The sequence below is a fragment of the Mesorhizobium sp. NFR06 genome (genome assembly GCF_900115245.1).
GTDB lineage: Bacteria > Pseudomonadota > Alphaproteobacteria > Rhizobiales > Rhizobiaceae > Mesorhizobium.
Window position 1 is genome coordinate 258,232 of record NZ_FOVT01000004.1, and the last position, 26,283, is coordinate 284,514.

Annotated in this window: 30 protein-coding genes, 1 other RNA gene and 1 pseudogene; 13 read left to right on the top strand and 19 right to left on the bottom strand. The window is 63.9% G+C overall.

Annotated features, from left to right (window positions below; translation table 11 throughout):
• Positions 1–26: 26 nt before the first annotated feature.
• Positions 27–866, bottom strand: coding sequence for a MoxR family ATPase (locus F3H96_RS10155; RefSeq protein WP_149791799.1), 840 nt, complete (start codon positions 864–866; stop codon positions 27–29).
• A 139-nt stretch (positions 867–1,005) separates the two neighbouring features.
• Between F3H96_RS10155 and ssrS the strand changes: the two genes are divergently transcribed.
• From ssrS to F3H96_RS10175, 4 genes are all read left to right on the top strand, one after another.
• Positions 1,006–1,161: non-coding RNA, 6S RNA (gene ssrS, locus F3H96_RS10160), on the top strand.
• Between the two features lie 82 nt (positions 1,162–1,243).
• Complete coding sequence (locus tag F3H96_RS10165) at positions 1,244–1,831, top strand: 5-formyltetrahydrofolate cyclo-ligase (protein WP_149791800.1); 588 nt, start codon at positions 1,244–1,246, stop codon at positions 1,829–1,831.
• A 77-nt stretch (positions 1,832–1,908) separates the two neighbouring features.
• Positions 1,909–2,733 carry a YmdB family metallophosphoesterase gene (locus tag F3H96_RS10170; RefSeq protein WP_149791801.1) on the top strand — a complete coding sequence of 275 codons (825 nt, stop codon included), beginning with the start codon at positions 1,909–1,911 and terminating at the stop codon, positions 2,731–2,733.
• 70 nt (positions 2,734–2,803) lie between these two features.
• Complete coding sequence (locus tag F3H96_RS10175; RefSeq protein ID WP_149791802.1) at positions 2,804–3,571, top strand: TerC family protein; 768 nt, start codon at positions 2,804–2,806, stop codon at positions 3,569–3,571.
• A gap of 208 nt (positions 3,572–3,779) precedes the next feature.
• Here the strand turns inward: F3H96_RS10175 and F3H96_RS10180 are convergent, their stop codons facing one another.
• The 4 genes from F3H96_RS10180 to F3H96_RS10195 are packed head-to-tail and all read right to left on the bottom strand — an operon-like array spanning position 3,780 to position 5,595.
• A complete protein-coding gene (locus tag F3H96_RS10180; protein ID WP_149791803.1) occupies positions 3,780–4,259 on the bottom strand; it encodes an SRPBCC family protein in 480 nt (159 codons plus the stop codon).
• 23 nt (positions 4,260–4,282) lie between these two features.
• Positions 4,283–4,645, bottom strand: coding sequence for a hypothetical protein (locus F3H96_RS10185; RefSeq protein ID WP_149791804.1), 363 nt, complete (start codon positions 4,643–4,645; stop codon positions 4,283–4,285).
• A 29-nt stretch (positions 4,646–4,674) separates the two neighbouring features.
• Positions 4,675–5,067 carry a VOC family protein gene (locus F3H96_RS10190; protein WP_149791805.1) on the bottom strand — a complete coding sequence of 131 codons (393 nt, stop codon included), beginning with the start codon at positions 5,065–5,067 and terminating at the stop codon, positions 4,675–4,677.
• Positions 5,068–5,112: 45 nt separating this feature from the next.
• Positions 5,113–5,595, bottom strand: coding sequence for an SRPBCC domain-containing protein (locus F3H96_RS10195; RefSeq protein WP_149791806.1), 483 nt, complete (start codon positions 5,593–5,595; stop codon positions 5,113–5,115).
• A 51-nt stretch (positions 5,596–5,646) separates the two neighbouring features.
• On the opposite strand from F3H96_RS10195, the gene F3H96_RS10200 reads away from it, so the two are divergent.
• The 3 genes from F3H96_RS10200 to F3H96_RS10210 all read left to right on the top strand — a co-directional run bounded on the left by F3H96_RS10200 (position 5,647) and on the right by F3H96_RS10210 (position 7,270).
• Complete coding sequence (locus F3H96_RS10200; RefSeq protein ID WP_149791807.1) at positions 5,647–5,970, top strand: helix-turn-helix domain-containing protein; 324 nt, start codon at positions 5,647–5,649, stop codon at positions 5,968–5,970.
• A gap of 202 nt (positions 5,971–6,172) precedes the next feature.
• Positions 6,173–6,922, top strand: a complete 750-nt coding sequence (locus F3H96_RS10205; RefSeq protein WP_149791808.1) for a YebC/PmpR family DNA-binding transcriptional regulator — start codon at positions 6,173–6,175, stop codon at positions 6,920–6,922.
• A 12-nt stretch (positions 6,923–6,934) separates the two neighbouring features.
• Positions 6,935–7,270 carry a SelT/SelW/SelH family protein gene (locus F3H96_RS10210; protein WP_149791809.1) on the top strand — a complete coding sequence of 112 codons (336 nt, stop codon included), beginning with the start codon at positions 6,935–6,937 and terminating at the stop codon, positions 7,268–7,270.
• Between the two features lie 34 nt (positions 7,271–7,304).
• Here the strand turns inward: F3H96_RS10210 and F3H96_RS10215 are convergent, their stop codons facing one another.
• Positions 7,305–7,781 carry a DUF1772 domain-containing protein gene (locus F3H96_RS10215; protein WP_149791810.1) on the bottom strand — a complete coding sequence of 159 codons (477 nt, stop codon included), beginning with the start codon at positions 7,779–7,781 and terminating at the stop codon, positions 7,305–7,307.
• 128 nt (positions 7,782–7,909) lie between these two features.
• Here F3H96_RS10215 and F3H96_RS10220 point away from each other — a divergent pair, with 128 nt between their 5' ends.
• Positions 7,910–8,551, top strand: a complete 642-nt coding sequence (locus tag F3H96_RS10220) for a TetR/AcrR family transcriptional regulator (protein ID WP_149791811.1) — start codon at positions 7,910–7,912, stop codon at positions 8,549–8,551.
• Between the two features lie 325 nt (positions 8,552–8,876).
• Here the strand turns inward: F3H96_RS10220 and rpmE are convergent, their stop codons facing one another.
• Positions 8,877–9,098: a 50S ribosomal protein L31 gene (rpmE, locus tag F3H96_RS10230; RefSeq protein ID WP_027166741.1), complete on the bottom strand. Its 222-nt coding sequence runs from the start codon at positions 9,096–9,098 to the stop codon at positions 8,877–8,879.
• Between the two features lie 205 nt (positions 9,099–9,303).
• Here rpmE and F3H96_RS10235 point away from each other — a divergent pair, with 205 nt between their 5' ends.
• A complete protein-coding gene (locus F3H96_RS10235) occupies positions 9,304–11,106 on the top strand; it encodes an ABC transporter transmembrane domain-containing protein (protein ID WP_149791813.1) in 1,803 nt (600 codons plus the stop codon).
• 51 nt (positions 11,107–11,157) lie between these two features.
• Here F3H96_RS10235 and F3H96_RS10240 read toward each other — a convergent pair whose 3' ends face one another.
• Both F3H96_RS10240 and F3H96_RS10245 read right to left on the bottom strand, forming a co-directional pair.
• The gene (locus F3H96_RS10240) at positions 11,158–13,191 is read right to left on the bottom strand and encodes a DUF3857 domain-containing transglutaminase family protein (protein ID WP_188131345.1); all 2,034 of its coding nucleotides are present in this window, start codon (positions 13,189–13,191) and stop codon (positions 11,158–11,160) included.
• A gap of 170 nt (positions 13,192–13,361) precedes the next feature.
• Entirely contained in the window at positions 13,362–14,846 is a 1,485-nt protein-coding gene (locus tag F3H96_RS10245) for a carboxypeptidase M32 (protein ID WP_149791815.1), read from the bottom strand.
• Positions 14,847–14,991: 145 nt separating this feature from the next.
• On the opposite strand from F3H96_RS10245, the gene F3H96_RS10250 reads away from it, so the two are divergent.
• The gene (locus F3H96_RS10250; protein WP_149791816.1) at positions 14,992–15,345 is read left to right on the top strand and encodes a DUF1304 domain-containing protein; all 354 of its coding nucleotides are present in this window, start codon (positions 14,992–14,994) and stop codon (positions 15,343–15,345) included.
• 90 nt (positions 15,346–15,435) lie between these two features.
• Here the strand turns inward: F3H96_RS10250 and F3H96_RS10255 are convergent, their stop codons facing one another.
• The 7 genes from F3H96_RS10255 to F3H96_RS10285 form a co-directional block, all read right to left on the bottom strand.
• The gene (locus F3H96_RS10255) at positions 15,436–15,861 is read right to left on the bottom strand and encodes a hypothetical protein (protein ID WP_149791817.1); all 426 of its coding nucleotides are present in this window, start codon (positions 15,859–15,861) and stop codon (positions 15,436–15,438) included.
• A 251-nt stretch (positions 15,862–16,112) separates the two neighbouring features.
• The gene (locus tag F3H96_RS10260; protein ID WP_149791818.1) at positions 16,113–17,141 is read right to left on the bottom strand and encodes a peptidoglycan -binding protein; all 1,029 of its coding nucleotides are present in this window, start codon (positions 17,139–17,141) and stop codon (positions 16,113–16,115) included.
• A gap of 1 nt (position 17,142) precedes the next feature.
• Entirely contained in the window at positions 17,143–18,165 is a 1,023-nt protein-coding gene (locus F3H96_RS10265; protein ID WP_149791819.1) for a MotA/TolQ/ExbB proton channel family protein, read from the bottom strand.
• Positions 18,166–18,287: 122 nt separating this feature from the next.
• Positions 18,288–18,980, bottom strand: a complete 693-nt coding sequence (locus F3H96_RS10270; protein WP_149791820.1) for a hemolysin III family protein — start codon at positions 18,978–18,980, stop codon at positions 18,288–18,290.
• A 142-nt stretch (positions 18,981–19,122) separates the two neighbouring features.
• Positions 19,123–19,923, bottom strand: coding sequence for an inositol monophosphatase family protein (locus F3H96_RS10275; RefSeq protein WP_149791821.1), 801 nt, complete (start codon positions 19,921–19,923; stop codon positions 19,123–19,125).
• 85 nt (positions 19,924–20,008) lie between these two features.
• Complete coding sequence (gene efp / locus F3H96_RS10280; protein WP_149791822.1) at positions 20,009–20,575, bottom strand: elongation factor P; 567 nt, start codon at positions 20,573–20,575, stop codon at positions 20,009–20,011.
• 116 nt (positions 20,576–20,691) lie between these two features.
• Positions 20,692–21,561, bottom strand: a complete 870-nt coding sequence (locus F3H96_RS10285) for a LysR family transcriptional regulator (protein WP_149791823.1) — start codon at positions 21,559–21,561, stop codon at positions 20,692–20,694.
• A 97-nt stretch (positions 21,562–21,658) separates the two neighbouring features.
• On the opposite strand from F3H96_RS10285, the gene F3H96_RS10290 reads away from it, so the two are divergent.
• Positions 21,659–22,675, top strand: coding sequence for an NAD(P)-dependent alcohol dehydrogenase (locus tag F3H96_RS10290; RefSeq protein WP_149791824.1), 1,017 nt, complete (start codon positions 21,659–21,661; stop codon positions 22,673–22,675).
• 8 nt (positions 22,676–22,683) lie between these two features.
• On the opposite strand, the gene F3H96_RS10295 is transcribed toward F3H96_RS10290, so the two are convergent.
• Complete coding sequence (locus tag F3H96_RS10295; RefSeq protein WP_244619953.1) at positions 22,684–23,832, bottom strand: tetratricopeptide repeat protein; 1,149 nt, start codon at positions 23,830–23,832, stop codon at positions 22,684–22,686.
• Complete coding sequence (locus F3H96_RS10300) at positions 23,804–24,451, bottom strand: thiamine phosphate synthase (RefSeq protein ID WP_149791825.1); 648 nt, start codon at positions 24,449–24,451, stop codon at positions 23,804–23,806. Before F3H96_RS10300 ends, F3H96_RS10295 begins: the two co-directional genes overlap by 29 nt.
• A 208-nt stretch (positions 24,452–24,659) precedes the next feature.
• Here F3H96_RS10300 and F3H96_RS31040 point away from each other — a divergent pair.
• A pseudogene (locus tag F3H96_RS31040) lies at positions 24,660–24,804 on the top strand (SAM-dependent methyltransferase); the annotation flags it as partial.
• A gap of 53 nt (positions 24,805–24,857) precedes the next feature.
• Here the strand turns inward: F3H96_RS31040 and F3H96_RS10310 are convergent.
• A complete protein-coding gene (locus F3H96_RS10310; RefSeq protein WP_149791826.1) occupies positions 24,858–25,316 on the bottom strand; it encodes a GNAT family N-acetyltransferase in 459 nt (152 codons plus the stop codon).
• Between the two features lie 177 nt (positions 25,317–25,493).
• Here F3H96_RS10310 and F3H96_RS10315 point away from each other — a divergent pair, with 177 nt between their 5' ends.
• Complete coding sequence (locus F3H96_RS10315) at positions 25,494–26,264, top strand: sulfite exporter TauE/SafE family protein (RefSeq protein WP_149791935.1); 771 nt, start codon at positions 25,494–25,496, stop codon at positions 26,262–26,264.
• The last annotated feature ends 19 nt before the right edge of the window (positions 26,265–26,283 follow it).

The window sequence follows — 26,283 nt, forward strand, 5'->3', positions numbered from 1 at the left end:
CGCCCCACACTTCTGGGCGACATGCATTATTGTTGCCGTCTCGCCATGAACGCCAACCGCTCGAACAGGTGCACGTCCTGCTCGTTCTTCAACAGCGCGCCATGCAGCTTCGGCAGCATATTCTTCGAATCGGCGCGCAGATCCTCCGGCGCGATGTCGTCGGCGACCAGCAGGCGGATCCAGTCGAGCGCTTCGGAGGTCGACGGCTTCTTCTTCAGCCCGGGCACGTCGCGGATCTCGTAGAATTGGGTGAGCGCAGCCCGCACAAGGTTCTGCTTGATGCCGGGATAGTGCACATCGACGATGCGGTGCAATGTGTCGATGTCGGGGAAGCGGATATAGTGGAAGAAGCAGCGGCGCAGGAAGGCGTCCGGCAATTCCTTCTCGTTGTTCGAGGTGATGATGACGATCGGCCTGAACTCGGCGCGGATCGTCTCGCCGGTCTCGTAGACGAAGAACTCCATGCGGTCGAGCTCCTGCAGGAGGTCGTTGGGGAATTCGATGTCGGCCTTGTCGATCTCGTCGATCAGCAGCACGACCTTCTTGCCGGCGGCGAACGCATCCCACAGCTTGCCGCGCTTGATGTAGTTCTTGATGTCGTTGAAGCGCTCGTCGCCGAGCTGGCTGTCGCGCAGCCGCGAGACGGCGTCATATTCGTACAGGCCCTGCTGCGCCCTGGTGGTCGACTTGACGTTCCATTCGATGAACTCCAGCCCGAGTGCCGAGGCCACCTGGCGGGCAAGCTCGGTCTTGCCGGTGCCGGGCTCGCCCTTGACCAGCAGCGGCCGTTCCAGCGCTATCGCGGCGTTGACCGCGACCATCAGATCCTTGTCGGCGACATAAGCCGAGGTGCCTTCGAAACGCATCTTTTCTCCTGTCCGTGCGGCCGGACCGTAAGGAGCCACGCGCATGCGCGCAAGACCGGGATGTCGAGGGTGCGAATAACGTCGACCGCAATGTCTGTTTCTCTGGCGCTCGGCTAACCATCGGCCTATATTTGCTCTTGGCGGTCTGCGCTTCCCGGCAGGAGAAACTTATCCCCGGGGCCTTATCGATCCTTAGGGAGCTGTCCCTGGGAAGACCCGTGGGTTTTCTCACACGGCGCCCACCTACTTTGTAGGCACCCGGGATCGACCTCTCCACCGGTCGTGTGGATCGCCACTCTCCCGTTTTTGCGAGACATGCGCTAGAAAACGTCGTTCCTGCAACGCCGTCGAGTCCCGGCCTTTCCTAGCGTCTGCGCATGACCCCTTCAAAAGACCTGAAAAAACAGCTTCGCAAGGAAGCGCTGGCGCGCCGCGATGCGCTCGACGAATTCTGGCGCGTGGAAATCGCGCTCGAGATGGCCGAGACCGCGAAGGAAAAAATCGACTTCGAGCCGGGCCGGATCGTCTCCGGCTTCTGGCCGATGCGCTCGGAGGTCGATGTGCGGCCGCTGATGTTCGCGCTGCGCGAGAAGGGCGCCAGGCTCTGCCTGCCGGCGATCCTCGACAAGACCACGATCGTGTTCCGCGAGCTGGTGCGCGGCGCGCCGATGGTCGAGATGGGCTTCGGCACGGTCGGGCCGCATGAGGAGGCGGAAGAGCTCGACCCCACACTCATGCTGGTGCCGCTCGCCGCCTTCGACGCGCGCGGCCACCGCATCGGCTACGGCGCCGGCTATTACGATCGGGCGATCGCCAAGCTTGCCGACAAGGGCATCACGCCAAGGCTGGTCGGCATTGCCTTCGACTGCCAGGAAGTGCCGCTGGTGCCGAACGAGAACCATGACGTCATCATTCCGGAAATACTGACCGAGAGCGGGTTGCGCCGCTTCACGCCGCAATTGTAGAAAGCGACTGAGAAACGCATGATCTTTTGCGGAAAGTCATGCAGCTATTGCTTGGCGGACTTTCAGCGCGGGATCGTATGAGACTTCTCTTTCTCGGCGACATGGTGGGCAAGACGGGACGCACGGCGGTGTGGGAACAACTGCCGGGGCTGATTTCCGACTTCAAGCTCGACTTCGTCATCGTCAATGGCGAGAACGCCGCCGGCGGCTTCGGCATCACAGAGGAAATCTTTCGCGAGACGATCGCGGCGGGCGCGGACGTCGTCACCACCGGCAACCATGTCTGGGACCAGCGCGACGCACTGATCTTCGCGCCGCGCGAGGAGCGCTTCCTGCGGCCTTCCAATTTTCCCAAGGGCACGCCGGGGCGCGGCTCGGGCGTCTACATCGCCCGCAATGGCGCGCGCGTGCTGGTCGCCAACATCATGGGCCGCGTCTTCATGCACCCCGAGCTCGACGACCCGTTCCAGGCCGGCGAGCGGGAGCTTTCGGCCTGCCCGCTCGGCGAGCAGGCCGACGCGGCGGTGATCGATTTCCACGCCGAGGCGACCTCGGAAAAAATGTGCTTCGCGCATTTCGTCGACGGCCGCGCCAGCCTGGTCGTCGGCACGCACACGCACCAGCCGACCGCCGACCACCAGATCCTCAACGGCGGCACCGCCTATATTTCGGATGCCGGCATGTGCGGCGACTATGATTCCTCGCTTGGCATGGACAAGGAAGAGCCTCTCAACCGCTTCCTGTCGAAGGTGCCGAAGGGCCGTTTCGAGGCGGCGAACGGTCCGGCGACCTTGTGCGGCGTCGGCGTCACTATCTCAGACCGCACCGGGCTGGCCGAGAAGATCGCGCCGTTTCGTCGCGGGCCGCGGCTGGAAGAAACGGCGCCATCTTTCTGGTCGTGACATTGATATAGGCGTGCGGAGTACCTAATTGCCGGCAACACTGCTCTAGATCGTAGAGGGGACGACCTCCATGCAGCTTGTCGAATTCCTGGCGCCGCATTTTGCCTTTGTTTCCGATCCAACCGCGTGGGTCGCGCTTTTGACCTTGGTGGTGCTCGAGATCGTGCTCGGCATCGACAATCTGATCTTCATCTCGATCCTGACCAACAAATTGCCGGAGGCGCAGCGGGCCCGCGCACGCCGGCTGGGCATCTCGGCCGCGCTGATCATGCGCCTCGTCCTGCTCGCCACCATCTCGATCATCGTGCAGCTGACGACGCCGGTTTTCACCGCGCTCGGCCACGGCTTTTCCTGGCGCGACCTGATCCTGATCGCCGGCGGCCTGTTCCTGGTCTGGAAAGCGACCAAGGAAATCCATCACACGGTCGACCCGCAGGACCACCAGGATTCAATCGTGGGCGGCACGCTGCAGATGAGCCTTGCCGGGGCGATCTTCCAGATCCTGCTGCTCGACCTCGTCTTCTCGATCGATTCCATCATCACCGCCGTCGGCATGACCGACGAGATCACCATCATGTACATCGCCGTCATCGTGGCGGTGAGCGTGATGATGCTGGCGGCGACACCGCTCGCCAATTTCATCGCCAGGAACCCAAGCATCGTCATGCTGGCGCTGGGCTTCCTGTTGATGATCGGCATGACGCTGATCGCCGACGGCATGGGTTATCACGTGCCCAAGGGCTACATCTACGCGGCCATGGGTTTTTCCGCCCTGGTGGAAGGCCTCAACATGCTGGCGCGGCATCGCAGGAAGCGGGGGTCAGGCGGCGGGCATTGAGTCTGGGACACCTTCCATGCCGTTGCCCGCGCCGAAGAATGCAGCGAAACAAAATTCTGCAACGTTGCAACGCCTTAAGGTCACGGCGTGGGTTCGATGGTCTGCGCCGCGTCGCTACGCTCCTTGCTCCGCCATAGAATGACGAAGCGATAGGCGTTTCGTCTAATCGCCAAAGCATGCCAACGCTAACACCGTCTGAGTTGGTGGCCTAGTCGCTTACAGCCTCGGCCGAAATGCCCTTGGGGTGACGGTCGCCGATCAGGCCCAGCGTCAGGCCTTGTTCCAGCCATGCCTTGGCGCCGGCGAGCACCAGCGAGAAGCCGCCGGTCGAGCCGACCGCCTGGTTGACCTGTTCGTCGCCGGAACCGGCGAAGCCGAAATTGCGGACTTCGAGGAAGGTCGTGTCATCCGGCATCTCGGTGAACGACCAGACGACGGTGGTCGGCGGATCGCCCCATTGCATGACGATTCTCTCGTTGGCGACGATCTCGCTGACCTCGACCCTGGTCGAGACGCCATACATGCGCCACTCCCACTCGACCGGCTTGCCTTCATCCAGCCGGCCGCTGGAATGCGTGAACCAGAATTTCGTGGTGACGCTTGGATCAACGATCGCCTCGAAGACCTCGGCGACGGGTCGGCGGATCAGCATGCCCGCTTCGGCGGTGGGAGATTCCTTGAGCTCCATGCAATTCTCCTTTCCCGGCACGATCACCAAGCATCCGGCTCCCGCACGAGGTGAATGATGTTGGCCGGATTGGTGATCCAGCCGCCGCGAAAACCCTCGCCCAAAGGCTCGATCGCGTCGCAGCGCACGACACCGGCATGGGCAAGATAGGAGGCCGCGCTCTTGGAGTCCGGCGTGAAAAGCTCCAGCCAGATTTCGGCCTGGCTCATCATCGGCGCCTCGTCGATCCAGAGGCGATTGGGACCAAGCTCGAAACCGATCGCCGGCGCCTTGGCCGTAAACGGCTTCAGCCCCACAACATCGCGATAGAAGGCGATCGTTGCCTCGTATTGGTGCGACGGCACCTTCATGGCGATGTTGATGCCGCCGGTGATCTCTGTGTCCATTGCCGACCCCTTGATTGCGTTCGATGCCGTCACGGCAGGTTGATCTGCCAGCAGACGCCGAAGCGGTCGTTGAGCCAGGCGAATCGCCGGCTGAAGCCGTAGTTGCCGGTCGGCATCAGGAACCCGCCGTCCTTCGAAAGAATGTCGACGATCCGCTCCAGTTCCTCTTCGGACGAGCAGTCGACAAAGAACGAGAAGGACGGCGTGAAGGTGAAGGCGTGACGCACGGGACTGTTGTAGATCTTGACCTCCACGCCGCCGATCACGGCGCGTGCCAGCTTGAGCGATCCTTCCGGCCCGTCTTCGCCCGAGCCGTAGCGCGTGGCGGCGATGACGCGGCTATCGGGAATGGTCTGGCAATAGAGGGTCATGGCCTCCTCGGCCTTGCCCTCGAACATCAGGAATGGCGTGACGTTCTCCATCGGCAGCTCCCCTGCTTGAAATGCCGAGCCTGAACATAGCGGCGCTCAGACGTTGCTTTCGTTGGCCGGTTCGCCGCGCAGCTCGCTGCGGTAGTAGCCGTCGCGCAGGTTGATGCCGTATTCGAGATAGGCCTTCATGCAGGCCAGCATCTGCGACCAGCCCTCGCAGTTGAGGTAGGACTTCTTCAGCCCGACCTCGCCTACATGCCAGCCTTGCTCGGCGATGGTGACGAAAGTGCCGCCATCGTCCAGCGGCTCGAAATTCATCTCGATGCGGGTCTTGTAGGCCGGTCTGCCGTCGGCGTCGGTGGCGTCCCAGCGCAGCACGATGCGCTTGTCCTGCGTCACTTCGTCGACTTCGACAGGCACGGTCTTCCACCAGGTGACGGTGGTGCCGGCGACCAGCGGAGCGGAAGCGCCGCCGATGGTGGTGAAATAGCCGCTGAGCTTCGTCGGATTGACGACGGCGTCGAAGACCTCGGCTACCGGTTTGCCGATGCGTCCGGAAATCCTGAATCCAAGAGACATATCCACAGCTCCTTCCTTGCCGTCCGAAACGATATGTTATAGAAACATAACATGTCAAGTCAAACCGCGGACGACCATGTTTTCAAGGCCTTGGCGCATCAGCGCCGGCGCGAATTGCTGGATCGGCTGAAGGATCAGCCGCAGACCACCGGCGCGCTTTGCGAGGCCTTCCCGGACATGGACCGGTGCACGGTGATGATGCATCTGAAAGTGCTGGAGGAGGCGGATCTGGTGGTGGCAAGGCGCGAGGGGCGCGAGCGCTGGAACCATCTCAACGCGCTGCCGATCAGGCAGATCCACGATCGCTGGATCAGCCAGTATGCCGGCCACGCCATCAGCATCCTCGACCGGCTCAAGTCAGATCTGGAGGGGTGACGGGCGTCTTCAGCGCCATGGCGACGGCGCGGCTGGACGAATTGAGCCGATTTATCTATAAGCCGGCCATTCCGACATAGAGCGCCGCGTGCCTTCGCAGGCATGCCCGGAGCGTTCTGAAAATTTGAATTCGAGCATTTTGCCGATGCCGGGTTAATCCGCCTGGTCGAAAAATGCTCTAGCCGAAGACGACAGGGGTGCCATGGCTGGCCATTCGCAGTTCAAGAACATCATGCACCGCAAGGGCCGCCAGGACGCGGTGCGGTCAAAAATGTTTTCCAAGCTGGCGCGCGAAATCACCGTCGCCGCAAAGACCGGCACGCCGGACCCGGCGATGAACCCCAGGCTGCGCCTTGCCGTGCAGAACGCCAAGGCGGTGTCGATGCCGAAGGACAACATCCAGCGCGCCATCAACAAGGCGTCCGCGGGTGACGGCGAAAACTACGAAGCGGTGCGCTACGAGGGCTATGGTCCCGGCGGTGTCGCGCTGATCGTCGAGGCGCTGACCGACAACCGCAACCGCTCGGCCTCCAATGTGCGTGCCGCCTTCACCAAGGCCGGCGGCGCGCTCGGCGAAACCGGCTCGGTGTCGTTCATGTGGAACCGCGTCGGCGAGATCTACTATCCGGCTTCCGCCGGCAGCGCCGACAAGGTGATGGAAGCCGCGATCGAGGCCGGCGCGGACGACGTGGAGTCGGACGAAAATGGCCATACCATCTATTGCAGCTTCGAAAATCTCGGCGACGTGTCGAAGTCGCTCGAAGCGGCGCTCGGCGAGGCGGAATCGGTGAAGCCGATCTGGCAGCCGCAGAACAACGTCCCGGTCGACGAAGAGCGGGCGCAGTCGCTGATGAAGCTGGTCGCCACCCTCGAGGACGATGACGACGTGCAGAGCGTCTACGCCAATTTCGAGGTCGACGACGAGACGATGGCCAAACTCAGCGCGGCATGATCGGCTAGGGATATGAGCGGAGCCCAAGCCCAATCCGGCATCAGTGAGAAGCCGCTGCACAGCGTTCGCATCACTTACTGCACGCAATGCCTGTGGCTGTTGCGCGCAGGCTGGATGGCGCAGGAATTGCTCTCGACCTTCGGCACCGATCTCGGCGAGGTGGTGCTGATCCCGGGCACCGGCGGCATCTTCACCATTTCCTGCAATGACATACTGATCTGGGACCGCAAGCGTGACGGCGGTTTTCCGGATGCAGCGAAATTGAAGCAGCTGGTCCGCGACGTCATCGACCCGGACCGCGATCTCGGCCACGCCGACCGAAAGTCTCACAGGAAGGATCTCCCCTGAGGCGGGGTCCTTTGCATTCTCGGGCCGCTGATCCTCAAATAATCGCCATGATGAAGCAGGCCATCGCCACGATGGCGGTGATGGTGCGGATGTGGTTCCACATCACCCATTCGCTCAGATGGTTCGCCCACACGGCGGCGCCGCTGGCGCTCGCCGGATCGACGGCGGCCAGCGCGTCGTTGAGCGGCACGTTGAAGACCATGGTGACGATCGGGTTGCCGACCAGATAGATCACGGCGCCGGCAAGCAACCAGTATGAGCCCGGCTGGCTCCAGCCGAAGAGAGCGGCAGCAATGAGCACGAGGCAGATGAGCCCGGTGCCGAACAGCGCCGTCATGAAGGTCGGAGTGATCACCGTGACGTTGATCGAATTCATCGCGGCGATACCGTTTGGGACGGGCAGCCGGGCAAGCGCCGCCATGACGAAGTTCGAGAAAGCGAAGAAGACGCCGCCGACGACGCCAGAGCCGATCGCGGCGATGAAGGTGAGGGCGGGAAGAAGTTTCATCATTTCAATCACTCCAGACACCGGGTTCCGTTCGATCCTGAGAAATGTGAGAAATCCTCACATTTGCAAAACGTGATAAACCCTCGTATTTTGCGAGTCAAGCCAGTTTCGCGAAATGCCCGGAGAGAGCCATGGAAGAGAAAGCCGCCGCGAGGCCTGAGCAGGTCGCCATCGCTTCACCGCGCAGGTCGCCAAGCCAGCAGCGCAGCCGCGAGCGCGTCGAGCGCATGCTTGCCGCCGCATCGACGCTGATTGCCGAGCAAGGCAGCGACGCCATGCGCATGGGTGAAGTGGCGGAACGGGCAGGGGTTTCGATCGGATCGCTCTACCAGTTCTTTCCGGACAAGCGGGCGATCGTCTGGGCGCTGGCCGAGCGCTACACCGCCGAAAGCCAGGCCTGCATCGCGGCGGCGCTGAAGGGCGTCGGCGACAAGGACGACCTCAAGCGGGCTTTTTCGGAACTGGTCGATATCTACCACCGGCTGTTCCTGGCCGAGCCGGTGATGCGCGACATCTGGTCGGGCACGCAGGCCGACAAGGCGCTGCGCGAACTGGAACTGGCCGACAGCCGGGCCAATGCCGAATTCCTGGTCGCGGTGCTGAAGCGGCTCAGACCCGATGCCGATCCGATAGAACTGGAGACCACGGCTTTCCTCGTCTGGCAGATGGGCGAGGCCGCCATGCGGTTGGCGATCTCCGTCGATCGGGCGGAGGGCGACAGGCTGGTTGCGGCTTACAAGCGCATGGCGCTGAGGGAACTGGTGGGTGGGTAGGGACAGCCTTGGCTTTCCGCAGCATTGGCGATTGGCGAAATCGCCAGCGAGAGCACCCCTCTCCCCGTCACTATACGGGGAGAGGATGCCGGCAGGCAGGTGAGGGGCGGCGCGAGCTTATGACATTAGGCGCCTTATGGACTGTCACCGAATTCGTTTTTGCACCGTCACCGGATTTCGGCCGGCCAATCCCAGAGGCTGGCGCTGCCCCTCATCCGCCTGCCGGCACCTTCTCCCCGTATAGTGACGGGGAGAAGGGGACTGTAGCCAACAAAAAACCCGCCTCGAAGGCGGGTTTTTGATCTGCGACAAAGCGGAGAAAGGCTTAGAGGCCGAAACCTTCAAAACGCTTCTTGAACTTCGACAGGCGGCCGCCGCGGTCGAGCAGGGTCTGCTGGCCGCCGGTCCAGGCCGGGTGCGTGGTCGGGTCGATGTCGAGGTTCATCGTGTCGCCTTCCTTGCCCCAGGTCGAACGGGTCTGGTACTCGGTGCCATCGGTCATGACGACCTTGATGGTGTGGTAGTCGGGATGGATATCGGCCTTCATTGTCGTTTTCCTGGCTTGCCGGCGCTGGTGACGGGCCTATGGCCTGCGTCGATGCGCCCCTTTTTAAAACTCGAAGCCGCAGCTAATGAAAAGCCACGGCTTCTAAAACGGTCGGCGAGCCTATACATCAGCCGGAATTGAATCACAAGGCCGCGGCAGGCGCATATTGAAGTGCCGCGCCGGCAAGCGGCCAGAGGAAACGCTCATGGCGGATATCGGTGTCAGTGGAGACGGGCGCAGGCGCTCGGTCCGGCCGCTCCGCAGCCTTTTTCCCTATGTCACCCACTACCGCAAGCTTGCCATCGGCGCGATCGTCTCGCTGATCGTGGCGGCGGTGACCACGCTCGCCTTGCCGATGGCCGTGCGGCGCATGATCGATCATGGTTTTCAGGCATCGGGCTCCACTTTCATTGCCGAGTATTTCGCCGCCCTCGTGGCGATGGCGGCACTCTTGGCGGCCGCCTCGGCCAGCCGCTACTATTTCGTCATCACGCTTGGCGAGCGGGTCGTGGCCGACATACGCCGCGCCGTCTTCTCGCATGTCACGACGCTGTCGCCGGCGTTCTTCGACAAGGCGCATTCCGGCGAGATCGTGTCGCGGCTCGCCGCCGACACCACGCAGGTGAAATCGGCGGTCGGCGCTACCGCTTCCGTTGCCCTGCGCAACGTCATCCTCGGTCTCGGCGCGGTGGCGATGATGGTCGTCACCAGCCCGAAACTCTCCGGCCTCGTGCTGGTGGCCATCCCGCTGATCGTGTTGCCGCTAGTTGCCTTCGGCCGCTCGGTGCGGCGCAAATCGCGGATGGCGCAAGACACGCTGGCGGCGGCCACCGCCTATGCCAGCGAGCAGATCGGCGCGGTGCGCACGCTGCAGGCCTTCACCAACGAGAAGCTGGTCACCAGCCACTTCTCGGGCGCCGTCGACGCTGCCTTCGAGGCGGCGCGCGCCTCGGTGTTCGCGCGCTCCTTCCTTACTTTCTTCGCCATCTTCATGATTTTTTCCTCGGTGGTGGCGGTGTTGTGGTTCGGCTCGCGCGACGTGCTTGCCGGCACGCTGTCGCCGGGCACGCTCGGCCAGTTCCTGCTCTATTCGGTGTTTGCCGCCGGCGCGCTCGGCGCGCTGTCGGAGGTCTGGAGCGAGCTGTCGCAGGCGGCAGGCGCCGCCGAGCGGCTGACCGAGATCCTGGCCGAGGAGCCGGCCATCCACTCGCCCGCCGATCCCCAGCCGCTGCCCGCCAAGGCGAAAGGCGCGATCAGCTTCGACGATGTCTCCTTCTCATACCCGGCGCGCCCTGACCGCGCCGCGGTGCATGACCTGAGCTTCCAGGTGAAGCCCGGCGAGACGGTGGCGATCGTCGGGCCTTCCGGCGCGGGCAAGAGCACGGTCTTCTCTCTGATCCTGCGCTTCTACGATCCCGAGACCGGGCGCATCGTCATCGATGGGGTCGACGTGCGCGAGGCCGATCCGGCCGCGGTCCGCCAACGCATCGCAATCGTGCCGCAAGACGTCACCATCTTCGCGGCCAGCGTTCGCGACAATATCGGCTTCGGCCGGCAAGGAGCCAGCCAGGCCGAGATCGAGGCGGCGGCCAAGGCGGCTCTTGCCGACGAATTCATCGCCAAGCTCGACAAGGGCTATGACAGCCAGGTCGGGGAGCGCGGCGTGACGCTGTCCGGCGGCCAGCGCCAGCGCGTCGCGATTGCCCGCGCCATCCTGCGCGATGCGCCGATCCTTCTGCTCGACGAAGCGACCTCGGCGCTCGATGCCGAGAGCGAGACGCTGGTGCAAACGGCGCTGGAGAGGCTGATGCGCGGCCGCACCACGATCGTCATCGCCCACCGGCTGGCGACCGTGTTGAAGGCCGACCGTATCCTCGTCATGGAGGGCGGCCGCATCGTCGAGGAGGGCACCCACCAAAGCCTGGTCGCCAAGGGCGGCATTTACGCGCGGCTGGCCAAGCTGCAGTTCGAGACAGGAGCCGGCGCCTTCAAGGGCGCGGCTGAGTGACAATACCTCAAGGGCCTTACCCCCGGGCACGCAACCCATCGCGCCGCGCGGCTACCACCGACGGAAGGCCATGAAAAGCGGTATGCCTACAAAAACCGTGACCAGCAGCAACCCGCTGATGACCTGCTGTTTGGATCTGTCAGGGGCGGCGACGGGCGCGAGATCTTCTGGCGCATCCTGATAGGCAAAGTTGAAGGACCAGTCGATGTTATCGCCGACGTCCTTGACCGACTTCAAATAGTCGCCGATCGCATTGGCCGGAACCTGCGTCGCCAGCGTGCGGAAGTCCCACTTCACCTCGAAGGTGGTCGGCGTATTGCTCCACGACGATCTCAGCGAGAGATAGGGCGTCACGACATTCTTCATGTCCTCGCCGGAAAACCTTGCCTTCAGATTGCTTACTGTTATGGCGTGGCTGCGGTAGATTGGCGCCCCCAGCGCGATCGGGCCGGCGCGGTCCACCATTGTCGGCGTCGGCAGGTCGGTGCCGAGAGCGGCCGCCTTGATCGGAAAATTCTTGGCGAGGTCGTTGGCCGCAAGCTCCTGCGCCGGCAACTGGTAGCTCTCCCGCACATTGATGATGTTGCCGTCTCGATTGTCGAAGATCTCCAGCTTGGCCGCGCTTTCGATGCCAGGATAACGCTTGCTGTAATATTTAAGGTACGAGTCCGACAGGTCGCTTAGCGACCGACTGGCGAGACTGCTGCGCATGTCGTCGGCGTCGGCGCCGGCATAGGTCGAAAGCACGGACAGCGTCAGATGGCCGTCGGGCTTGTCGGGAAAGGAAAAGTCCTCGGCGACCTTGACCGACGGGCTGGTCAACTGCGGACTGGGCATCTTCTCCAATTGACCGTTGCCGAACAGCGGCAAGGCAAAGCCGTAGTCCGGTTGCCAGAAATCACTGGCATCGCCGCCTTGCAGATAGTTAGTGGCGTCGATCCAGTAAGTCCTTGCGCCGATTGTTGCCTTGACGATGGCATGGTCGAAAGCGCGAATTGCCGGCAGATGCTGGTCCAGCGCCCGGCCCTTGTCGAGATCGGCCAACGCCACCTGCGCCGAGATGCCCAGCCGCTGAAGTGCCGAAGCCAGCAGCAGGGCCTTATCCTTGCAATCGCCGAACCCGCTCTGGATGACCGTCGCCGGGTCGCGCGGAATGTAGGAGCCGGAGCCCATCGACAGGCTGACATAGCGGATCTCGTCCTGGACGAGGCGCATCGCCTGGATCATGCGATCGCCGGGCTGCGGATACTTGGCCGCGATCTCATCCAGCTTGGCCGCGAAAGCGGCCGGAAAGGCGGTTGCCGGCTTGTAGTAGGGCTGGACGGCGCCGGCCACGCTCTGCCAGCTGGCGGTCGAGGAGACGTCAATCGATCCCCATGCAGGAAACTCCGCCGGTAGGTTCTCCTCGACCTTGATCGGTTTTGGATTGGCGATCTCCCAGAGATAGACGGTGTCCGACCCTGAGGCGGTGACGACGGGTTGGATCTTTGTGCCACGCGGCTTGATGGCCAGCGGCTGCGCAGCCGGCCAGGTGACACTGGTGCGGATCAACCCGACCGGCTCGTCCCATTCGGTCGAGAAAGTACTGAAGAACAGATCCTTGCCGATCAGCGGCGTGGTCTCATAGGTCTCGCCAAAATCGATGATATCACCGACGCGCACATCATCGATGTTGACGTGAGCGGTCAGCCAGCCGTCGTAGACGCCTTTTTCGGCATCCTTCTCCTGCCGGAAAATGTCGAACTTGACTTCGGCCAGCCGGTCCAGCACCTGGCCGTCGCGGATGATGTGCAGATGATTGAACGTGACCTTGTGGCGCGAGGGATCGAACTGCAGGTCGATGCCGGCGCCCCGCTCCAGGCCGGGGCGGTCGACTATTTTGTACACCGAGCGCGAATAGTCGTCGTAGCCGTGATCGCGATGGATTATCTGCTCGTCCGCCAGCAGCCATAAAATGCCGTTCTTGATCCGGTCGGCGCGCGCAGGATCGGCGGCCGGGATATCAACCGTCTTGATCCAGTCCGCCGCCGGTCTCGTGCGGACGCTCTCGTCCGCGCCGGCAGGCGAGGTCAGGTCGGCCAGCAAGACCAAAATGAGGAGGAGGCAGCGGAAAGGCCCGACCCCGCGAAGACTGTTACCCACCAACAATCCAAGCCCATTGACGCAAAGAGGCTCTTTGTCAGTGTCTTTCCCGCCAAAGTAAAGCCCAGCCGCCCATGTTTGGTCATCTGGCTCAACGACATTCATCGGCCGTGTCAGCTGCCATATCGCTTGCGCAAGTGCTCCGTGAAGTACGCCGCGTTGAGCTTCTCACCGGTGGCGCGCTCCAGCAATTCCGGCGTCGACCAGCGCGAGCCCTGCGACCAGATCTTCTTGCGGCGCCAGTCGTTGACGGCGCTGAAGTCGCCCTTGGCGAGATCCTCGTCGGCGGACGGATGTTCCCGGGTCAAGGCCGCCCATTGCTGCGCCGCCATCAGGGCGCCCAGCGTGTAGGACGGGAAATAGCCAAAGGTGGCGCCCGGCCAATGTACGTCCTGCATCGGCCCGTCAGCCGGGTTGTCGATGGTCGACAGCCCAAGATAGTCGCGCATCTTGGCATCCCAGGCCTCCGGCAGGTCGACGACTTCCAGCCTGCCGGAGACAAGCTCCTGCTCGAGCTCGTAGCGCAGGATGACATGCAGCGGATAGGTGACCTCGTCGGCGTCGACGCGGATCAAGCCGCGTTGCACCTGGTGGACATGCGGCAGGATGTCGTCGAGCGACCAGGCTTCGCCGAGATGCTTTTCGACCACCGGCAGCGCCCAGCGCCAGAAGGCGGGATTACGGCCGATCTGCTTTTCGACGAACAGGCTCTGGCTCTCATGCACGGCCATGCCGCGCGCCTTGCCGAGCGGCCAGTGCGACCAGGCTTTCGGCAGGTTCTGCTCGTAGAGCGCATGGCCGGTCTCGTGCAGCACGCCCATCAGCGCCGACAGGAAATCGGAGGTCTTGTAGCGGGTGGTGATGCGCACATCCGTCGGCACGCCACCGCAGAAGGGATGATGCGACACCGAGAGCGAGCCATGGGTGAGGTCGAAGCCGACGGCCGCCATCATCGCAAGGCCAAGCTCGCGCTGGCGATCGATAGCATAACTGCCGGAGAGCGGCTTCAGGGGATGCTTCGCCAGCCGCTCATCCTGCACCGCCAGCGCGTGCGGCAGGAAATCCTTGAGAAAGCCCTTCAGCTCGGTGAACACCGGCGTGATGTCGGCGGCGCGGTTGCCGGGATCATACTGCTCCATCAGGGCGTCATAGGGGGCGAGGCCGAGTGCCTCGGCGCGCAAGGCCGCTTCCTCGCGCACCAGGGTGACGACGCCTTCCAGCGCCGGCAGGAAGCCCGCCCAGTCGTTCTTGGCGCGCAGGTCGCGCCAGAGCTGCTCGGAACGCATGCGCGCCACCGTCTGCCGCTCGACGAATTCGACCGGCAGGCAGGTGAGGTTGGTGTATTGCTGTTTGAGTTCCCTGACCGCCGCCTGCTGCTCCTCGCTAAGCGGCTCGACTTCGGCGGCCGCGATCCAGTCGCCGATCCCGGGAGCGGTCGCCTGGCGATGCAGCATGCCGGCAAGTGAAGACATCGCCTCGGCGCGCTTCTCGCCGCCGCCGACGGCCATGTGCGTCGCCTCGTCGGCGCCGAGGATGGCCAGCGCGTGCTCCAGCGCTTCGAGCTTGTGGCCGAGTTCGTCGAGTTTCTGAAAAGACATGATGGGTCCCAGCGTGCAGGTTGGCTGGCGCGAAAAGATACCAAGCCATCGAGCTTGGCAACCCTGACCGACCAGTCGTCAAGCTGTCTTGCCAGTGGGTGGCGGGGCGTGATCAATGCTCCGGTCAATCGACAGGAGGGGATAAATGATCGGCAATATCCTGGTCGGGCTGGTGGCGCTGATCCATTGCTATATCGTCTATCTGGAGATGGTGCTGTGGGACACGCCGCGCGGCCACAAGGCGTTCAAGCTGGCGCCTGAATTCGCCAGCGCTTCGAGGGTGCTCGCCGCCAACCAGGGGCTCTATAACGGCTTTCTCGCCGCGGGCCTGATCTGGGGTCTCTATCTCGGCGCCGCCGGGTTTCAGATCAAGATGTTCTTCCTGCTCTGCGTCGCTATCGCCGGCCTCTACGGCGCGGCGACCGTCGGCCGCAAGATCCTATACATCCAGACGGCGCCGGCGGTGCTCGCCATCGTCGCGCTCCTGCTCGGTCTGTGATCGAGCAGGACGTGATCGAAAAAGGACGCCCTCGGGGCCAGGTCCCGCGGGCGCCAGGTGGTCCCTTCCTCTTTGCTCGGAGCAAATGCTCTAGCCGTTCGGGTAATTTCCGCCGTCGGAGCCGTCGCCCATCATGAAGCCGCTGCCGGTGTCGTTCATCAGCCTCTGGTCGACGTTGTCGAGCCTCCGCAACAGTTCATGATATTGCGCGGACGGTATCCTGCCGTGATCCGAGGCGGCGACATGTTCCGCGGCCTGGCTGATATGCGAGGCACTCATATGCAGTTGCTGCGCTTCGGAAGCCGAGATGCTGTTCGCCTCGCGGGCGTCGGTGATGCCCTGATCCACGCCCCGGACCTGATCGATCAGACCGGTCACACGCGGGCCGGTAAAATCGGTTGGAGCGGTCGCGTCGAGAAGCCCCTTGTGGTGTCCGGCCGCGTAGGCGCCGGCGAGCGGAGCCGCGATCAGAACTGCGGCGAGCGTTACCGTCTTGAGAGATGTTGAAGCGCGCATGGCGGCGCATCCTCCTGCCAGGGAAGGAAGCGGCCGTGCCGCTTGACCTTCCGACTTTCTGGGCCGTCCGGTTCCGTCGCGTCGCGATGGGAAGCATCGCCGGCGGTCCCCGGCCCTGCGCAGCAAAATAGGAGTGTTGTTTCGCCGTGTGTAATTAAAAAAAGATAATGTTTTCAGGCCTTGCTGCCGGAACTCAGCGCTCTAAGTATTGAGCCGACAAACAACTTCCCGTGACTTTACGTGATAATGGATCACCGTTCGGTGAGCTTCAGTTCAATACGGCGGTTCTTGCTGCGTGCCTCGTCGGTGTCGGCGGGATCGAGCGGCTGGAACTCGCCGAAACCGGCGGCCACCAGCCGGTTGGCTGGCACGCCGTTTTCGATCAGGAACTTCACGACGGAAGTCGCCCGCGCAGTCGACAATTCCCAATTGTCGCGATAGCGGCCGGTGCCGGACAGCGGCTTGTTGTCGGTATGGCCATCGACGCGCAGCACCCAGCTGATCTCCGGCGGAATTTCCTTTTGCAATTCGATGATGGCGTCGGCGAGCTTCTTCATCTCGATCTTGCCGGCATCGTTGATCACGTCGGAGCCGGTCGGAAACAGCACCTCCGACTGGAAGACGAAACGGTCGCCGACGATACGGATGTTCTCGCGGTCGGCGAGAATTTCGCGCAGGCGGCCGAAGAAGTCGGAGCGGTAGCGGTTGAGTTCCTGGACGCGCTGCGCAAGTGCTACGTTGAGGCGCCGGCCGAGATCGGCGATCTTGGTGTTGGAATCGCGGTCGCGCTGTTCCGACACGTTGAGCGCGTCTTCCAGCGCGCCGATCTGCTTGCGAAGTGCCGCGATCTGCTGGTTGAGGATCTCGACCTGGCTCAGCGCCTGCTGGCTGATCTGGCGCTGGTTGCTGAGCTCGCCGGACAGCGCGTCGGCGCGCTTGTTGGCCGCGTCGCCGGCGCCAGCGCCCTGTGCAAGCAATTGCTCGAGGCGGCTCTTTTCGGCTTCCGTGGCCGCCAGCGAAGCCTGCAGATTGGCGAGCGTATCTTCCTTGTCCTGGCTGTTCGAGCGCTCCAGCGCTAGCAACTGGGTCAGTTCGTTGATCTGCGAGTTGAGGCGGTTGAGCACCGTGTCCTTGCCGGAGATCTCGCGGCTGAGCAGAAACTGCGCCAGCACGAAGACGGTGAGCAGGAACATGATCGCCAGCAGCAGCGTCGACAGCGCGTCGACGAAGCCCGGCCAGTAGTCGATGCGGCGGTCGGTGCGCCGTCTTGCCAGCGCCACGTCAGTGGACCCCTTGCTTCTTCAGCGCGTCGGCGATCTTTTCCAGCGTGTTGCGCATGGCCTTCTGCTCGTCGGACTGGGCTTCGACCCAGTCGCGCATGATCTGCTGCTCGGAGCGCATGTTCTTGACCAGCCCCGAGATGCCGTCGGCAAGATTGGCCATGGCAGTGGCGACGCGCGGATTGGAGCCGCCGCCATTCTCCTGCAGGCTGCGCAGCCGCTCCGACAGCAGCCGGATGTCCTCCGAGGATTCGGCGGCCTTCGACGTGTCGGAGACGACAATATCGGACGACAGATCGGTGACCGATGACAGCCAGTTTTCCAGCTCGGTGTAGAAGCGGGTCTGGGCGCGGCCGGCCTGCAAGTCGAGGAAGCCGAGCACCAGCGAGCCGGAAAGGCCGAACAGCGAGGAGGAGAAGGCGGTGCCCATGCCGGCCAACGGCGCCGACAGCCCCTGCTTCAGCGCATCGAGGACGGCCGCTGCATCGCCCGTGCCCGGGTCCAGCGCCTCGATCGTCTCGCGGATCGAGGCGATGGTGTTGAGCAAGCCCCAGAAGGTGCCGAGCAGGCCGAGGAACACCAGGAGGCCAACCAGGTAGCGCGAGGTGTCGCGGGTTTCGTCGAGGCGGGTGGCGATGGAATCGAGCATCGTGCGCATCGAAGAGGTCGAGAAGGCCACCGTGGACGAGCGGCCGATCATCGCCTTCATTGGCGCCAGCAGCACCGGCTCGGTGGTTTCGGAGCCGGCGCGGAAGGAATTGACCCAGCGCACCTCGCGGAACAGCCGCCCGACCTGGACGAAGGCCAGCAGGATGCCGACGGCGAGCACGCCGACGATCAATCCGTTGAGACCGGGATTGCTGGAGAAGGCGCTCGAGATTTGGCGGGTGAGGATTGCGGCGATGAAAGCGACGATGATCAGGAAGATCACCATGGTGAGCAGGAACACCTGCGGGCTCGACAGCTTGTGCGGATCATAGACCAGGACGTCCGACCGCCTGCCGAAGGATCTGAGAAAAGCCATTCGTGCCCCGTTTCCGATGCCACCGCCGCAGAATTGCCGCGACTCTAAACGGAATTGTGACCAAATTGAATGGCGCTTGGCAATATCGCCCGCGCCTAAAGCAAGTAGCGCCGAAAGCCGTATCAGAACCGGTTGACGACCAGACAGTCGACCATGGCGGCGAGGTGCAAGCCGGCGCCGGCGACGACGAAGCCGTGCCAGACGGCGTTGTGGAAGCGCAGGCCTTTCCAGGCGAAGAAGATGACGCCGCAGGAATAGACGATGCCGCCGGCGATAAGCAGAGCGACCGATGTCGTCGGCAGCGTCTCGACCAGCGGTCCGGCCAGCACCACGCCGCTCCAGCCGATGGCGAGGTAGAAGACGATGGCCAGCCGGTCGTAGCGGCCGGGCAGGAACATCTTGATGGCGATGCCGGCTGCCGCGGCGCTCCACACGACAACGATCATCGGCAGCGCCAACAGCGCGTTTTGGAGCTGGGCGAGGAAGGGCGTGTAGGTGGCGGCGATCAGCAGATAGATCGCGGCATGATCGAAGCGGCGCAGGATCCACTTCGCCGGCCACGAGACCGGCCACAGATTATAAGCCAGCGAAACCGAGAGCACGGTGAGCAGCGAGACGACATAGAACACCGCAGCGACATACTCGCCCGGGCCGGAATGAAATGCGGCGAGCGCCAGGAAAGCCGAGCCGGCCGCGATCGCCAGCACGATGCCTACGGCATGGACGATACCGTCGGCAATCATCTCGGCGCGCGAATAATGCCAGCGCCCCACGAAGGGGATCTCAAGCTTTGTATCTGGCCGCGCGTCGTTCATGAATGATCCTGGAACCCCTAATCTGGGCAGTTGCGGATCAGTATTTCAAGCTTCGGTTGCGGTTTTGCGACTGCGTCGCCGCGTCTTTTCGACGCGCGAAGCACGCTGCAGCACTTGATTTGCGCTTCGGCGCGCCTTGCTGTCAGCGCGACGCCAGCGGCTTCTTCACGGCCTTGAGCAGGGCGCGCTGGATGAGCTCGTTGCCGGCGACGACTTCGCCGCTGTCGAGCATGTCCTGTCCGCCATCCATGTCGGAGACGAACCCACCGGCTTCGCGCACCAGCAGGAGGCCGGCGGCGATATCCCAGGACGACAGGCCGGTTTCCCAGAAACCGTCCATGCGTCCGGCCGCGACATAGGCAAGATCAAGCGCGGCTGAGCCAAGACGGCGAACGCCGGAGACTTCCGCCATGACGTTGCGCAGCTCGATCAGGAAATTGCCGTGCTGGCCGCGGCCGAGATGCGGCACGCCGCAGCCGATCACCGCATCGGTCAGCTTGGCGCGCCCGGCAACGCGCAGCCGGCGATCGTTCATGAAGGCGCCGCCGCCGCGCTCGGCCGTGTAGAGCTCGTCCATCGCCGGGTTGTAGACGACGCCGGCGACGATCTGGCCCTGCCGCTCGAGCGCGATCGAGACCGAAAAGATCGGAATGCCGTGCAGGAAGTTGGTGGTGCCGTCGAGCGGGTCGACGAGCCAGCGATGCTGGGCGTCCTCGCCTTCGACGGCGCCGCGCTCCTCCATCAGGAAAGCATAGCCCGGCCGCGCCTTGGAAAGCTCGGCAAAGACGATCTCTTCCGCCTTGCGGTCGGCCTGGCTGACATAATCGCCAGGGCCCTTCATCGAAACCTGCAGGTTCTGCACTTCGCCGAAGTCGCGCGACAGCGACCGGCCGGCCTTCATCGCGGCCTGGACCATGACGTTGAGGAGAGCGGAACGCGCCATTTTTTCTTCCTGCTTTTTGGCTGTCTAAACCTTGCTTTGAAGTGTGACCTTCTCCGAAAAGCCTGCAACTTTCGGGGATCATGCCTCAGTCGGCGCGGCGTACGTAGGTGATTTCGTTGGTGTCGACGATGATACGCTCGCCGGCCGAGATGAAGGGCGGCACGAGCACGCGGATGCCGTTCTCCAGCACCGCCGGCTTGTAGGAGGAGGCGGCCGTCTGGCCCCTTACCACGGGGTCGGCCTCGGTTATGGTCAGCGTCACCTGGTCGGGCAGCGAAATGCCGATCGGCCGTTCCTCATAAAGCTGCACCGTCACCATCATGCCGTCCTGCAGGAAGGCGGCGCGCTCGCCGACGAAGTCCTTGGCCAGCTCGAGCTGCTCGTAGCTTTCGGTGTCCATGAACACCAGCGCCTCGCCCTGCTCGTAAAGGAAGGAGAAGTCCTTCAGGTCGAGCCGGATCTGCTCGACGGTTTCGGCCGAGCGGAAACGCTCGTTGAGCTTGGTGCCGTTGATCAGGTTCTTCAATTCGACCTGGTTGTAGGCGCCGCCCTTGCCTGGCTTGACGGTATTGGTCTTGACCGCCACCCACAGCCCGCCATCGTGCTCGATGACATAGCCGGGACGGATTTCGTTGCCACTGATCTTGGCCATTATGAACTGATCCGAGTGAGATTTTCTGGCGCGGGTCGCGCTTTGGCGTTCCCAAGACCACAAATTGCCTGGAGAGGCAAGGGATGGCCGGAGCGGCCCCGCGCCGCGACCGGAGATCAGCCGTCGTCGCCGATGACCTCGCCAACCGCAGCGGCAATGGCGTCCGCTACCTTTGCCAGCCGGTTGAGGTGTGGCGAGCGCAGGGCCACGACCTGCATCGTAAGGTCAAGATCTCCGATATCGATACGTTCGACGCCGTTCGGAAGCGATCGCGCCAGGAGCCGCAGCGGCGCCAGGCCGAGGCCATGTCCTCGGCGCACCCATTCCATCTGCATGGCAGGATCCTGGATCTCGGCGGCAACAAACAAGCGTTGCCGGTCGTCGCCCAAGGCGGACCGAAGCTTCTGGCGCGCGTCGCAAGGCTCGGGGCTGAGCACCCAGGGCATGTCGGCGAGAACAGCGTCCTTCGCATCGGCGATGAAGCCGGTCCGTCCCACGATGCCAAGGCGTTCCGTGGCGACGACGGCGTCGTTGTCCTGATCACCGATCGCCCGTAACGCGATCGCCATGTCGAGTTGGCCGCGCCCGAACTGCTCGATCAATTCGACGCTCCAGGCAGTCCTGATGCGCAATGAGACTTTTGGAAACGCGACGGCCGCCCCGGCAATGGCGCTTGCAACGCTGGTGTCGGACAGGCCGTGCGCCAAGCCGATGCGAAGCACGCCATGCGGCTCGGCATCCGCCGCAAAGGATTTCAGCGCCTCGACCGATGCCAGGATGTTCCTTGCCTGCGCCAACACCTCAACCCCCGCAGCGGTCAGTCGAGGTGGCTTTTGCCGGCGATCGAGCAGCGTCGTGCCGAGCGCGTCTTCCAGCCGCTGCATCTGGCGCGTCACGGCAGGCTGCGTAAGCGGCAGGCGCTGCGCCACCTTCTGGATCGAGCCCTCCTCGGCGAAGAGGACCAGGGTGCGCAATTCCTCAAGCATGTGTGACGCGCATAATCATTCTGACTATTATGAATTTGAAATCCAAAGCGGCGCAAGCGATTTTTTCCTTCAACGCACTCAGTCGAAGGAAAGCCAAATGCGCGCGATCGAATTGCAGGCTCCCGGCGGCATCGAAAACCTCAGATTGGTCGAGCGGCCGATGCCGGAGCCGGGCGGTCAGGAAATCCTCGTCAGGGTCAAGGCAAGCGCGGTCAACTATCGCGACGTCGAAATCGCACGCGGCAGCTACCACACGAATTTCACTTTGCCGCTGGTGCTGCTCTCCGACGGCGTCGGTGAGGTGGTGGCTGTCGGCGCGGGGGTGAGCCGGTTCACGGTCGGCGACCGCGTCTGCGGCACCTTCTGGCAGCGCTGGGTAGGCGGCAGCTTCGTCATGGCCGAGGCCTCCTACCAGCGCGGCGGCCCGGTCGACGGCATGCTCAGCGAGTTTGCCCGGCTGGACGAGCAAGCGGCGGTCCTGGCGCCTGCGCATCTCAGCGACGTCGAGGCGGCGACGCTGGCCTGCGCCGGCGTCACCGCCTGGCATGCGCTGTTCACCGAAGGCAATCTGAAGCCCGGCGAGACTGTGCTCAGCCTTGGCACCGGCGGCGTCTCGATGTTTGCCCTCCAATTCGCCAGGGCAGCTGGCGCGCGCGTCATGATCACTTCGAGCAGCGACGAGAAACTCGCCCGGGCGAAGGAACTCGGCGCGCATGATGGCATCAACTATCGCGACAATCCGGATTGGGCGTCGGTGGTGCTGGCGCTGACCGGCGAGCGCGGTGCCGACCACATCATGGAGGTCGGCGGGCCACAGAGTTTTGCGCAGTCGCTCAAGGCGGCGGCGCGCTGCGCGCAAATCAATGTCATCGGCTATCTCGGCGGCAGCGAGGGGTCGATCAACCCGCTCGATATCTTCCGCCGCCAGGTGAGGGCGCGCGGCATACCGGTCGGATCACGCGAGTCCTTTGAGGCGATGAACCGGGCCATAGCCGTCAACGGCCTGCGGCCGGTGATCGACACAGTGTTTCCCTGGCAGAAAGCGGCGGAGGCGCTTCGATATCTCGAGCACGGCTCGCCATTCGGCAAGGTCGTGCTCGACCATATGCAGTGACCCAGGGCTCAGGGCAGGCGGTTTGCCTTCTGCAGCGCCTGCTTGGTCTGGTCGTCGTCGAGGCCCTGCAGGAAATCGTCCATCTGCGGGTCGATCAGCCCGGCGCGGCGGGCGACGATATACCAGGCTCCGGCCATGATCAGGTCCGGGTCGGTGCCGATGCCGCCCATATAGAGCTTGGCGAGACGGTTCTGGGCGGCGACGTTGCCGCCTTCCGCCGCCCGCTTCATCCAGGCAAAGCCCGATTTCAGGTCGCGCCCGCCGCCGCGCCCTTCGATCATCCAGGCGGCGAGGTCGATCTGCGCGGTGTCGAAGTTCTGTCTGGCGGCCTGCGCCAGAAGAAGGCGTGCCTGGGCGTCGTCGTGGGGCTTGCCGCCGGCGCCATTGGCATAGAGCTGCGCCATCGCATATTGCGCATCGGCCAGGCCGGTGGCGGCCGCGCGCTCGTAGTAGACGGCGGCCTTCACGAGGCCGGCATCGCCCGGTTCCTGCTGGACCAGCAACTGCGCGAAGTTGAACTGGGCGAGCCGGTTGCCGGCCTCGGCCGCGGCCTGCATCAGCGCGAAAGCGCCCTTTTGGTCCTTCTTCACATAGCGGCCGTCGAGCAGCATCAGGGCGTACTGGAACTGCGCTTCCGGCACGCCCTGCTCGGCGGCCAGCGCATACCATTTGGCGGCCTCGGCGGCGTTGAGCGGCATCCCAAGCCCACGCGACAGGATTTCGGCGACGAGCGTCTCGGCCGCCGGATCGCCGTTCTTGGCGCGCTCCAAGGCAAGGTTGTAGGCGGTCTTGTAGAGCCCGCGCTGGAAGGCGCCGTAGGCGGCGTCCGGCTGCTTGGCGCCGAAGCGGTCGGGATTGACGGCGTCGGCCGACGGCGGCGTCATGGTCGCCGGCTGCGGCAAGGTGTTTTGGATCGGCTTGTCGACATGCGTGCCGGCGGTTGGCTGGCCCGCATCCGGCCTGCCTGGATCCGGCGTGCCAATGCCCGAATTGCTAATAGCCGGCGCGTCCTTGTCCGGCACGATCGTGTCGGGACGGGGTTGCGGCAGCGGCACGGTTTCGGCCGCGACCGCCACTTCGGCGATCAAGCCGGCCAGGACGGCCAGTAGAACTACACAAAGGCGCACGTCAGCCCTCGAAACGCGGCGCGGTTTCATCGAGCAGCGCGTTGGCGGTGGCAATCGCCGCCCGCGGGTCGCGCCCGTCGGCAAAGACGGCGCTGGAAAGCGCGACGAACTCGGCGCCGGTCGCGGCCACCGTCTCGACGGACGCAAGCTCGGAGCCGGCCATGACGATGCAGGGGATCGAAATCATTTCCGCCCACCATTCGCCGAGGGCGAGGTTGCGGTGGTGCGGCTCCGGCTTGTTGTCATAGCCGAAGCGGCCGAAGAACATGTAATCGGGCCGCTGCTCGCCTAGCTCCAGCGCCTCATCGCGTGTCTTGGCGCCGCCGACGCCGACCATCATCTTGCCGGCCAGGCGTTCGATCGTCTCGGCCAGCTCGCGGGGTTTCACTTCGACATGGATGCCGTCGGCTTGGACGCGCCCGGCGATGCGGCTGTCGCCGGCGATGATCACGGCGATGCCGGCGCTTTGCGCGATCGGCACAATCCTTTCGGCGAAGGCCTGGAGGGAGGCATCGTCCATGCCGTTGTCGGGCAGGATCAGCGAAGCGATGTCGCCACCCTCGAATGCCGCGCAGATATGCTCCGCCGGCACGAGCGGCGGCGCGATCAGCACGATACGGCAGCGGTTGGGCGGGGTTGCTTCGTTCATTGGTCTTCGATCCCGGTTTCGCCTATGCCGGGCGAAGATGGTTGCATTGCGGCATAGAGCAAAGCGCCTGGCTTGAACAGCGGCCGTGCCGGGCCAAGACCAAAATGCTTAACCGAGGCCTCTGCTTGCGCTGCCCATTCGAGCTTCGCAAATGGCGCGGAAGCCCACGGGAGGCCGCTAGATATGCCGGCAAGAGCAGGACAGGCCCATGGCGCAGAATATCTACGACCGCCCGGATTTCTTCGAAGGCTATAGCCGGCTCGGCCGCTCGGTCGAGGGCTTGGACGGCGCGCCCCGAGTGGCCGGCGCTACGCGCCATGCTGCCCGAGGTCGACGGCTTAAGCATCGTCGAGCGGCCGATGTTCCTGCTGGTCCAGGCGCGGCGGTGGGCGGCGGGACGCTGGCCTTAGAGCTCAAGCTTGTAGCCGACGTGGCTGGCCTTGAAGCCGAGCCGCTCATAGAAGCGGTGCGCATCGAGCCGGCTCTTGTTGGTGGTCAGTTGGACGATTCGGCAGCCGCGCTCGCGGCATTTGTCGATCGCCCATTCGAACAGGCGCTGCCCCAAGCCTTCGCCGCGCCGGTGCGCCGCAACGCGCACGGCTTCGATCTGGCCGCGCCGGGCACCGCGTAGCGATAGTCCGGCGACAAAAGTGATCTGCAGCGTGCCGATGACGTCGTCGCCGTCGGTCATCACCGCGAGGAACTGGTTCGGATCGCTGTCTATCGCCGCGAAAGCGTCCAGATAGGCCTGCGACAGCGGCAGGTTGGCGTCCTCACGCGTCTGGCCGAGCGCGTCGTCGGCAAGCATCGTGACGATTGCCGCAACGTCCGCCTGGCGTGCCCCGCGAATACTGATGGCGCTCATTCCCACACCTCGAAGACAGCGAGCCGGCCGACTGACGATCCTTTGCGGCGCGACCGATCGTCGGCGTTTGGCGTCGATGTTGGGCCGGCAATAGCGGATGCCGGCATTAATGACTATCCCGACGGCGGTATTCTGCGCTATGGCTGGATTCCCGCCTTCTTCAACTTTCCTCTGCCGATGTCAGGCCTGCTCAGCGATCCGTGGTTCTATGCCGCCGCCATTCCGGCGGTCATCCTTGTCGGCCTGTCGAAAGGCGGCTTCGGTGGCGCTGTCGGCTTCGTCGGCGTGCCGTTGATGGCGCTGACCATCCCGCCGGTTCAGGCGGCCGCCATCCTGCTGCCGATCCTGTGCCTGATGGACATCGTCTCGGTGTGGACCTGGTGGGGCGTCTACGACCGCAAGATGCTGGTCGACATGATGCCCGGCGCCGTCATCGGCATCGGGCTCGGCTGGCTGACCGCGGCTTTGGTGACCGAGGAGATGGTGCGGCTGATCGTCGGCGCCGTCGCGCTGGTCTTCGTGTTGCGCTGGCTCTACCTGCAGTTCCGCCATGGCGCCGATCATGCGGCGGAGCCGAACCGCATCGCGGCTGCCTTCTGGGGCGCGGTCGCCGGCTTCACCAGTTTCGTCGCCCATGTCGGCGGCCCACCTTTCCAGGTCTATGCGCTGCCGATCAGGCTCGACCCGAAAGTGCTTTCGGGGACGGCGGCAATCTTCTTTGCCGCCACCAATGCGCTGAAACTCATTCCCTATTTCGCGCTTGGCCAGTTCGACACCACCAACCTGACGGCATCGGCGGCGCTGATGCCGTTGGCGCCGCTTTCGACCATTGCCGGCGCCTGGCTGGTGCGCCGCATGCGGCCGGACGTCTTCTATCCATTCACCTACGCCACCGTTGCGGTGGTCGCCGTCAAGCTGCTGTGGGATGGCATCGCCGGTCTGATGTGAGGGTGGCCGGCCAGGCCAC

Excerpts from the sequence above, each read along its gene's own strand:
- F3H96_RS10155 (WP_149791799.1), bottom strand. The coding sequence starts at position 866 with ATGCGTTTCGAAGGCACCTCGGCTTATGTCGCCGACAAGGATCTGATG.
- F3H96_RS10165 (WP_149791800.1), top strand. The coding sequence starts at position 1,244 with ATGACCCCTTCAAAAGACCTGAAAAAACAGCTTCGCAAGGAAGCGCTG.
- F3H96_RS10170 (WP_149791801.1), top strand. The coding sequence starts at position 1,909 with ATGAGACTTCTCTTTCTCGGCGACATGGTGGGCAAGACGGGACGCACG.
- F3H96_RS10175 (WP_149791802.1), top strand. The coding sequence starts at position 2,804 with ATGCAGCTTGTCGAATTCCTGGCGCCGCATTTTGCCTTTGTTTCCGAT.
- F3H96_RS10180 (WP_149791803.1), bottom strand. The coding sequence starts at position 4,259 with ATGGAGCTCAAGGAATCTCCCACCGCCGAAGCGGGCATGCTGATCCGC.
- F3H96_RS10185 (WP_149791804.1), bottom strand. The coding sequence starts at position 4,645 with ATGGACACAGAGATCACCGGCGGCATCAACATCGCCATGAAGGTGCCG.
- F3H96_RS10190 (WP_149791805.1), bottom strand. The coding sequence starts at position 5,067 with ATGGAGAACGTCACGCCATTCCTGATGTTCGAGGGCAAGGCCGAGGAG.
- F3H96_RS10195 (WP_149791806.1), bottom strand. The coding sequence starts at position 5,595 with ATGTCTCTTGGATTCAGGATTTCCGGACGCATCGGCAAACCGGTAGCC.
- F3H96_RS10200 (WP_149791807.1), top strand. The coding sequence starts at position 5,647 with ATGTCAAGTCAAACCGCGGACGACCATGTTTTCAAGGCCTTGGCGCAT.
- F3H96_RS10205 (WP_149791808.1), top strand. The coding sequence starts at position 6,173 with ATGGCTGGCCATTCGCAGTTCAAGAACATCATGCACCGCAAGGGCCGC.
- F3H96_RS10210 (WP_149791809.1), top strand. The coding sequence starts at position 6,935 with ATGAGCGGAGCCCAAGCCCAATCCGGCATCAGTGAGAAGCCGCTGCAC.
- F3H96_RS10215 (WP_149791810.1), bottom strand. The coding sequence starts at position 7,781 with ATGATGAAACTTCTTCCCGCCCTCACCTTCATCGCCGCGATCGGCTCT.
- F3H96_RS10220 (WP_149791811.1), top strand. The coding sequence starts at position 7,910 with ATGGAAGAGAAAGCCGCCGCGAGGCCTGAGCAGGTCGCCATCGCTTCA.
- rpmE (WP_027166741.1), bottom strand. The coding sequence starts at position 9,098 with ATGAAGGCCGATATCCATCCCGACTACCACACCATCAAGGTCGTCATG.
- F3H96_RS10235 (WP_149791813.1), top strand. The coding sequence starts at position 9,304 with ATGGCGGATATCGGTGTCAGTGGAGACGGGCGCAGGCGCTCGGTCCGG.
- F3H96_RS10245 (WP_149791815.1), bottom strand. The coding sequence starts at position 14,846 with ATGTCTTTTCAGAAACTCGACGAACTCGGCCACAAGCTCGAAGCGCTG.
- F3H96_RS10250 (WP_149791816.1), top strand. The coding sequence starts at position 14,992 with ATGATCGGCAATATCCTGGTCGGGCTGGTGGCGCTGATCCATTGCTAT.
- F3H96_RS10255 (WP_149791817.1), bottom strand. The coding sequence starts at position 15,861 with ATGCGCGCTTCAACATCTCTCAAGACGGTAACGCTCGCCGCAGTTCTG.
- F3H96_RS10265 (WP_149791819.1), bottom strand. The coding sequence starts at position 18,165 with ATGGCTTTTCTCAGATCCTTCGGCAGGCGGTCGGACGTCCTGGTCTAT.
- F3H96_RS10270 (WP_149791820.1), bottom strand. The coding sequence starts at position 18,980 with ATGAACGACGCGCGGCCAGATACAAAGCTTGAGATCCCCTTCGTGGGG.
- F3H96_RS10275 (WP_149791821.1), bottom strand. The coding sequence starts at position 19,923 with ATGGCGCGTTCCGCTCTCCTCAACGTCATGGTCCAGGCCGCGATGAAG.
- efp (WP_149791822.1), bottom strand. The coding sequence starts at position 20,575 with ATGGCCAAGATCAGTGGCAACGAAATCCGTCCCGGCTATGTCATCGAG.
- F3H96_RS10285 (WP_149791823.1), bottom strand. The coding sequence starts at position 21,561 with ATGCTTGAGGAATTGCGCACCCTGGTCCTCTTCGCCGAGGAGGGCTCG.
- F3H96_RS10290 (WP_149791824.1), top strand. The coding sequence starts at position 21,659 with ATGCGCGCGATCGAATTGCAGGCTCCCGGCGGCATCGAAAACCTCAGA.
- F3H96_RS10295 (WP_244619953.1), bottom strand. The coding sequence starts at position 23,832 with ATGAAACCGCGCCGCGTTTCGAGGGCTGACGTGCGCCTTTGTGTAGTT.
- F3H96_RS10300 (WP_149791825.1), bottom strand. The coding sequence starts at position 24,451 with ATGAACGAAGCAACCCCGCCCAACCGCTGCCGTATCGTGCTGATCGCG.
- F3H96_RS10310 (WP_149791826.1), bottom strand. The coding sequence starts at position 25,316 with ATGAGCGCCATCAGTATTCGCGGGGCACGCCAGGCGGACGTTGCGGCA.
- F3H96_RS10315 (WP_149791935.1), top strand. The coding sequence starts at position 25,494 with ATGTCAGGCCTGCTCAGCGATCCGTGGTTCTATGCCGCCGCCATTCCG.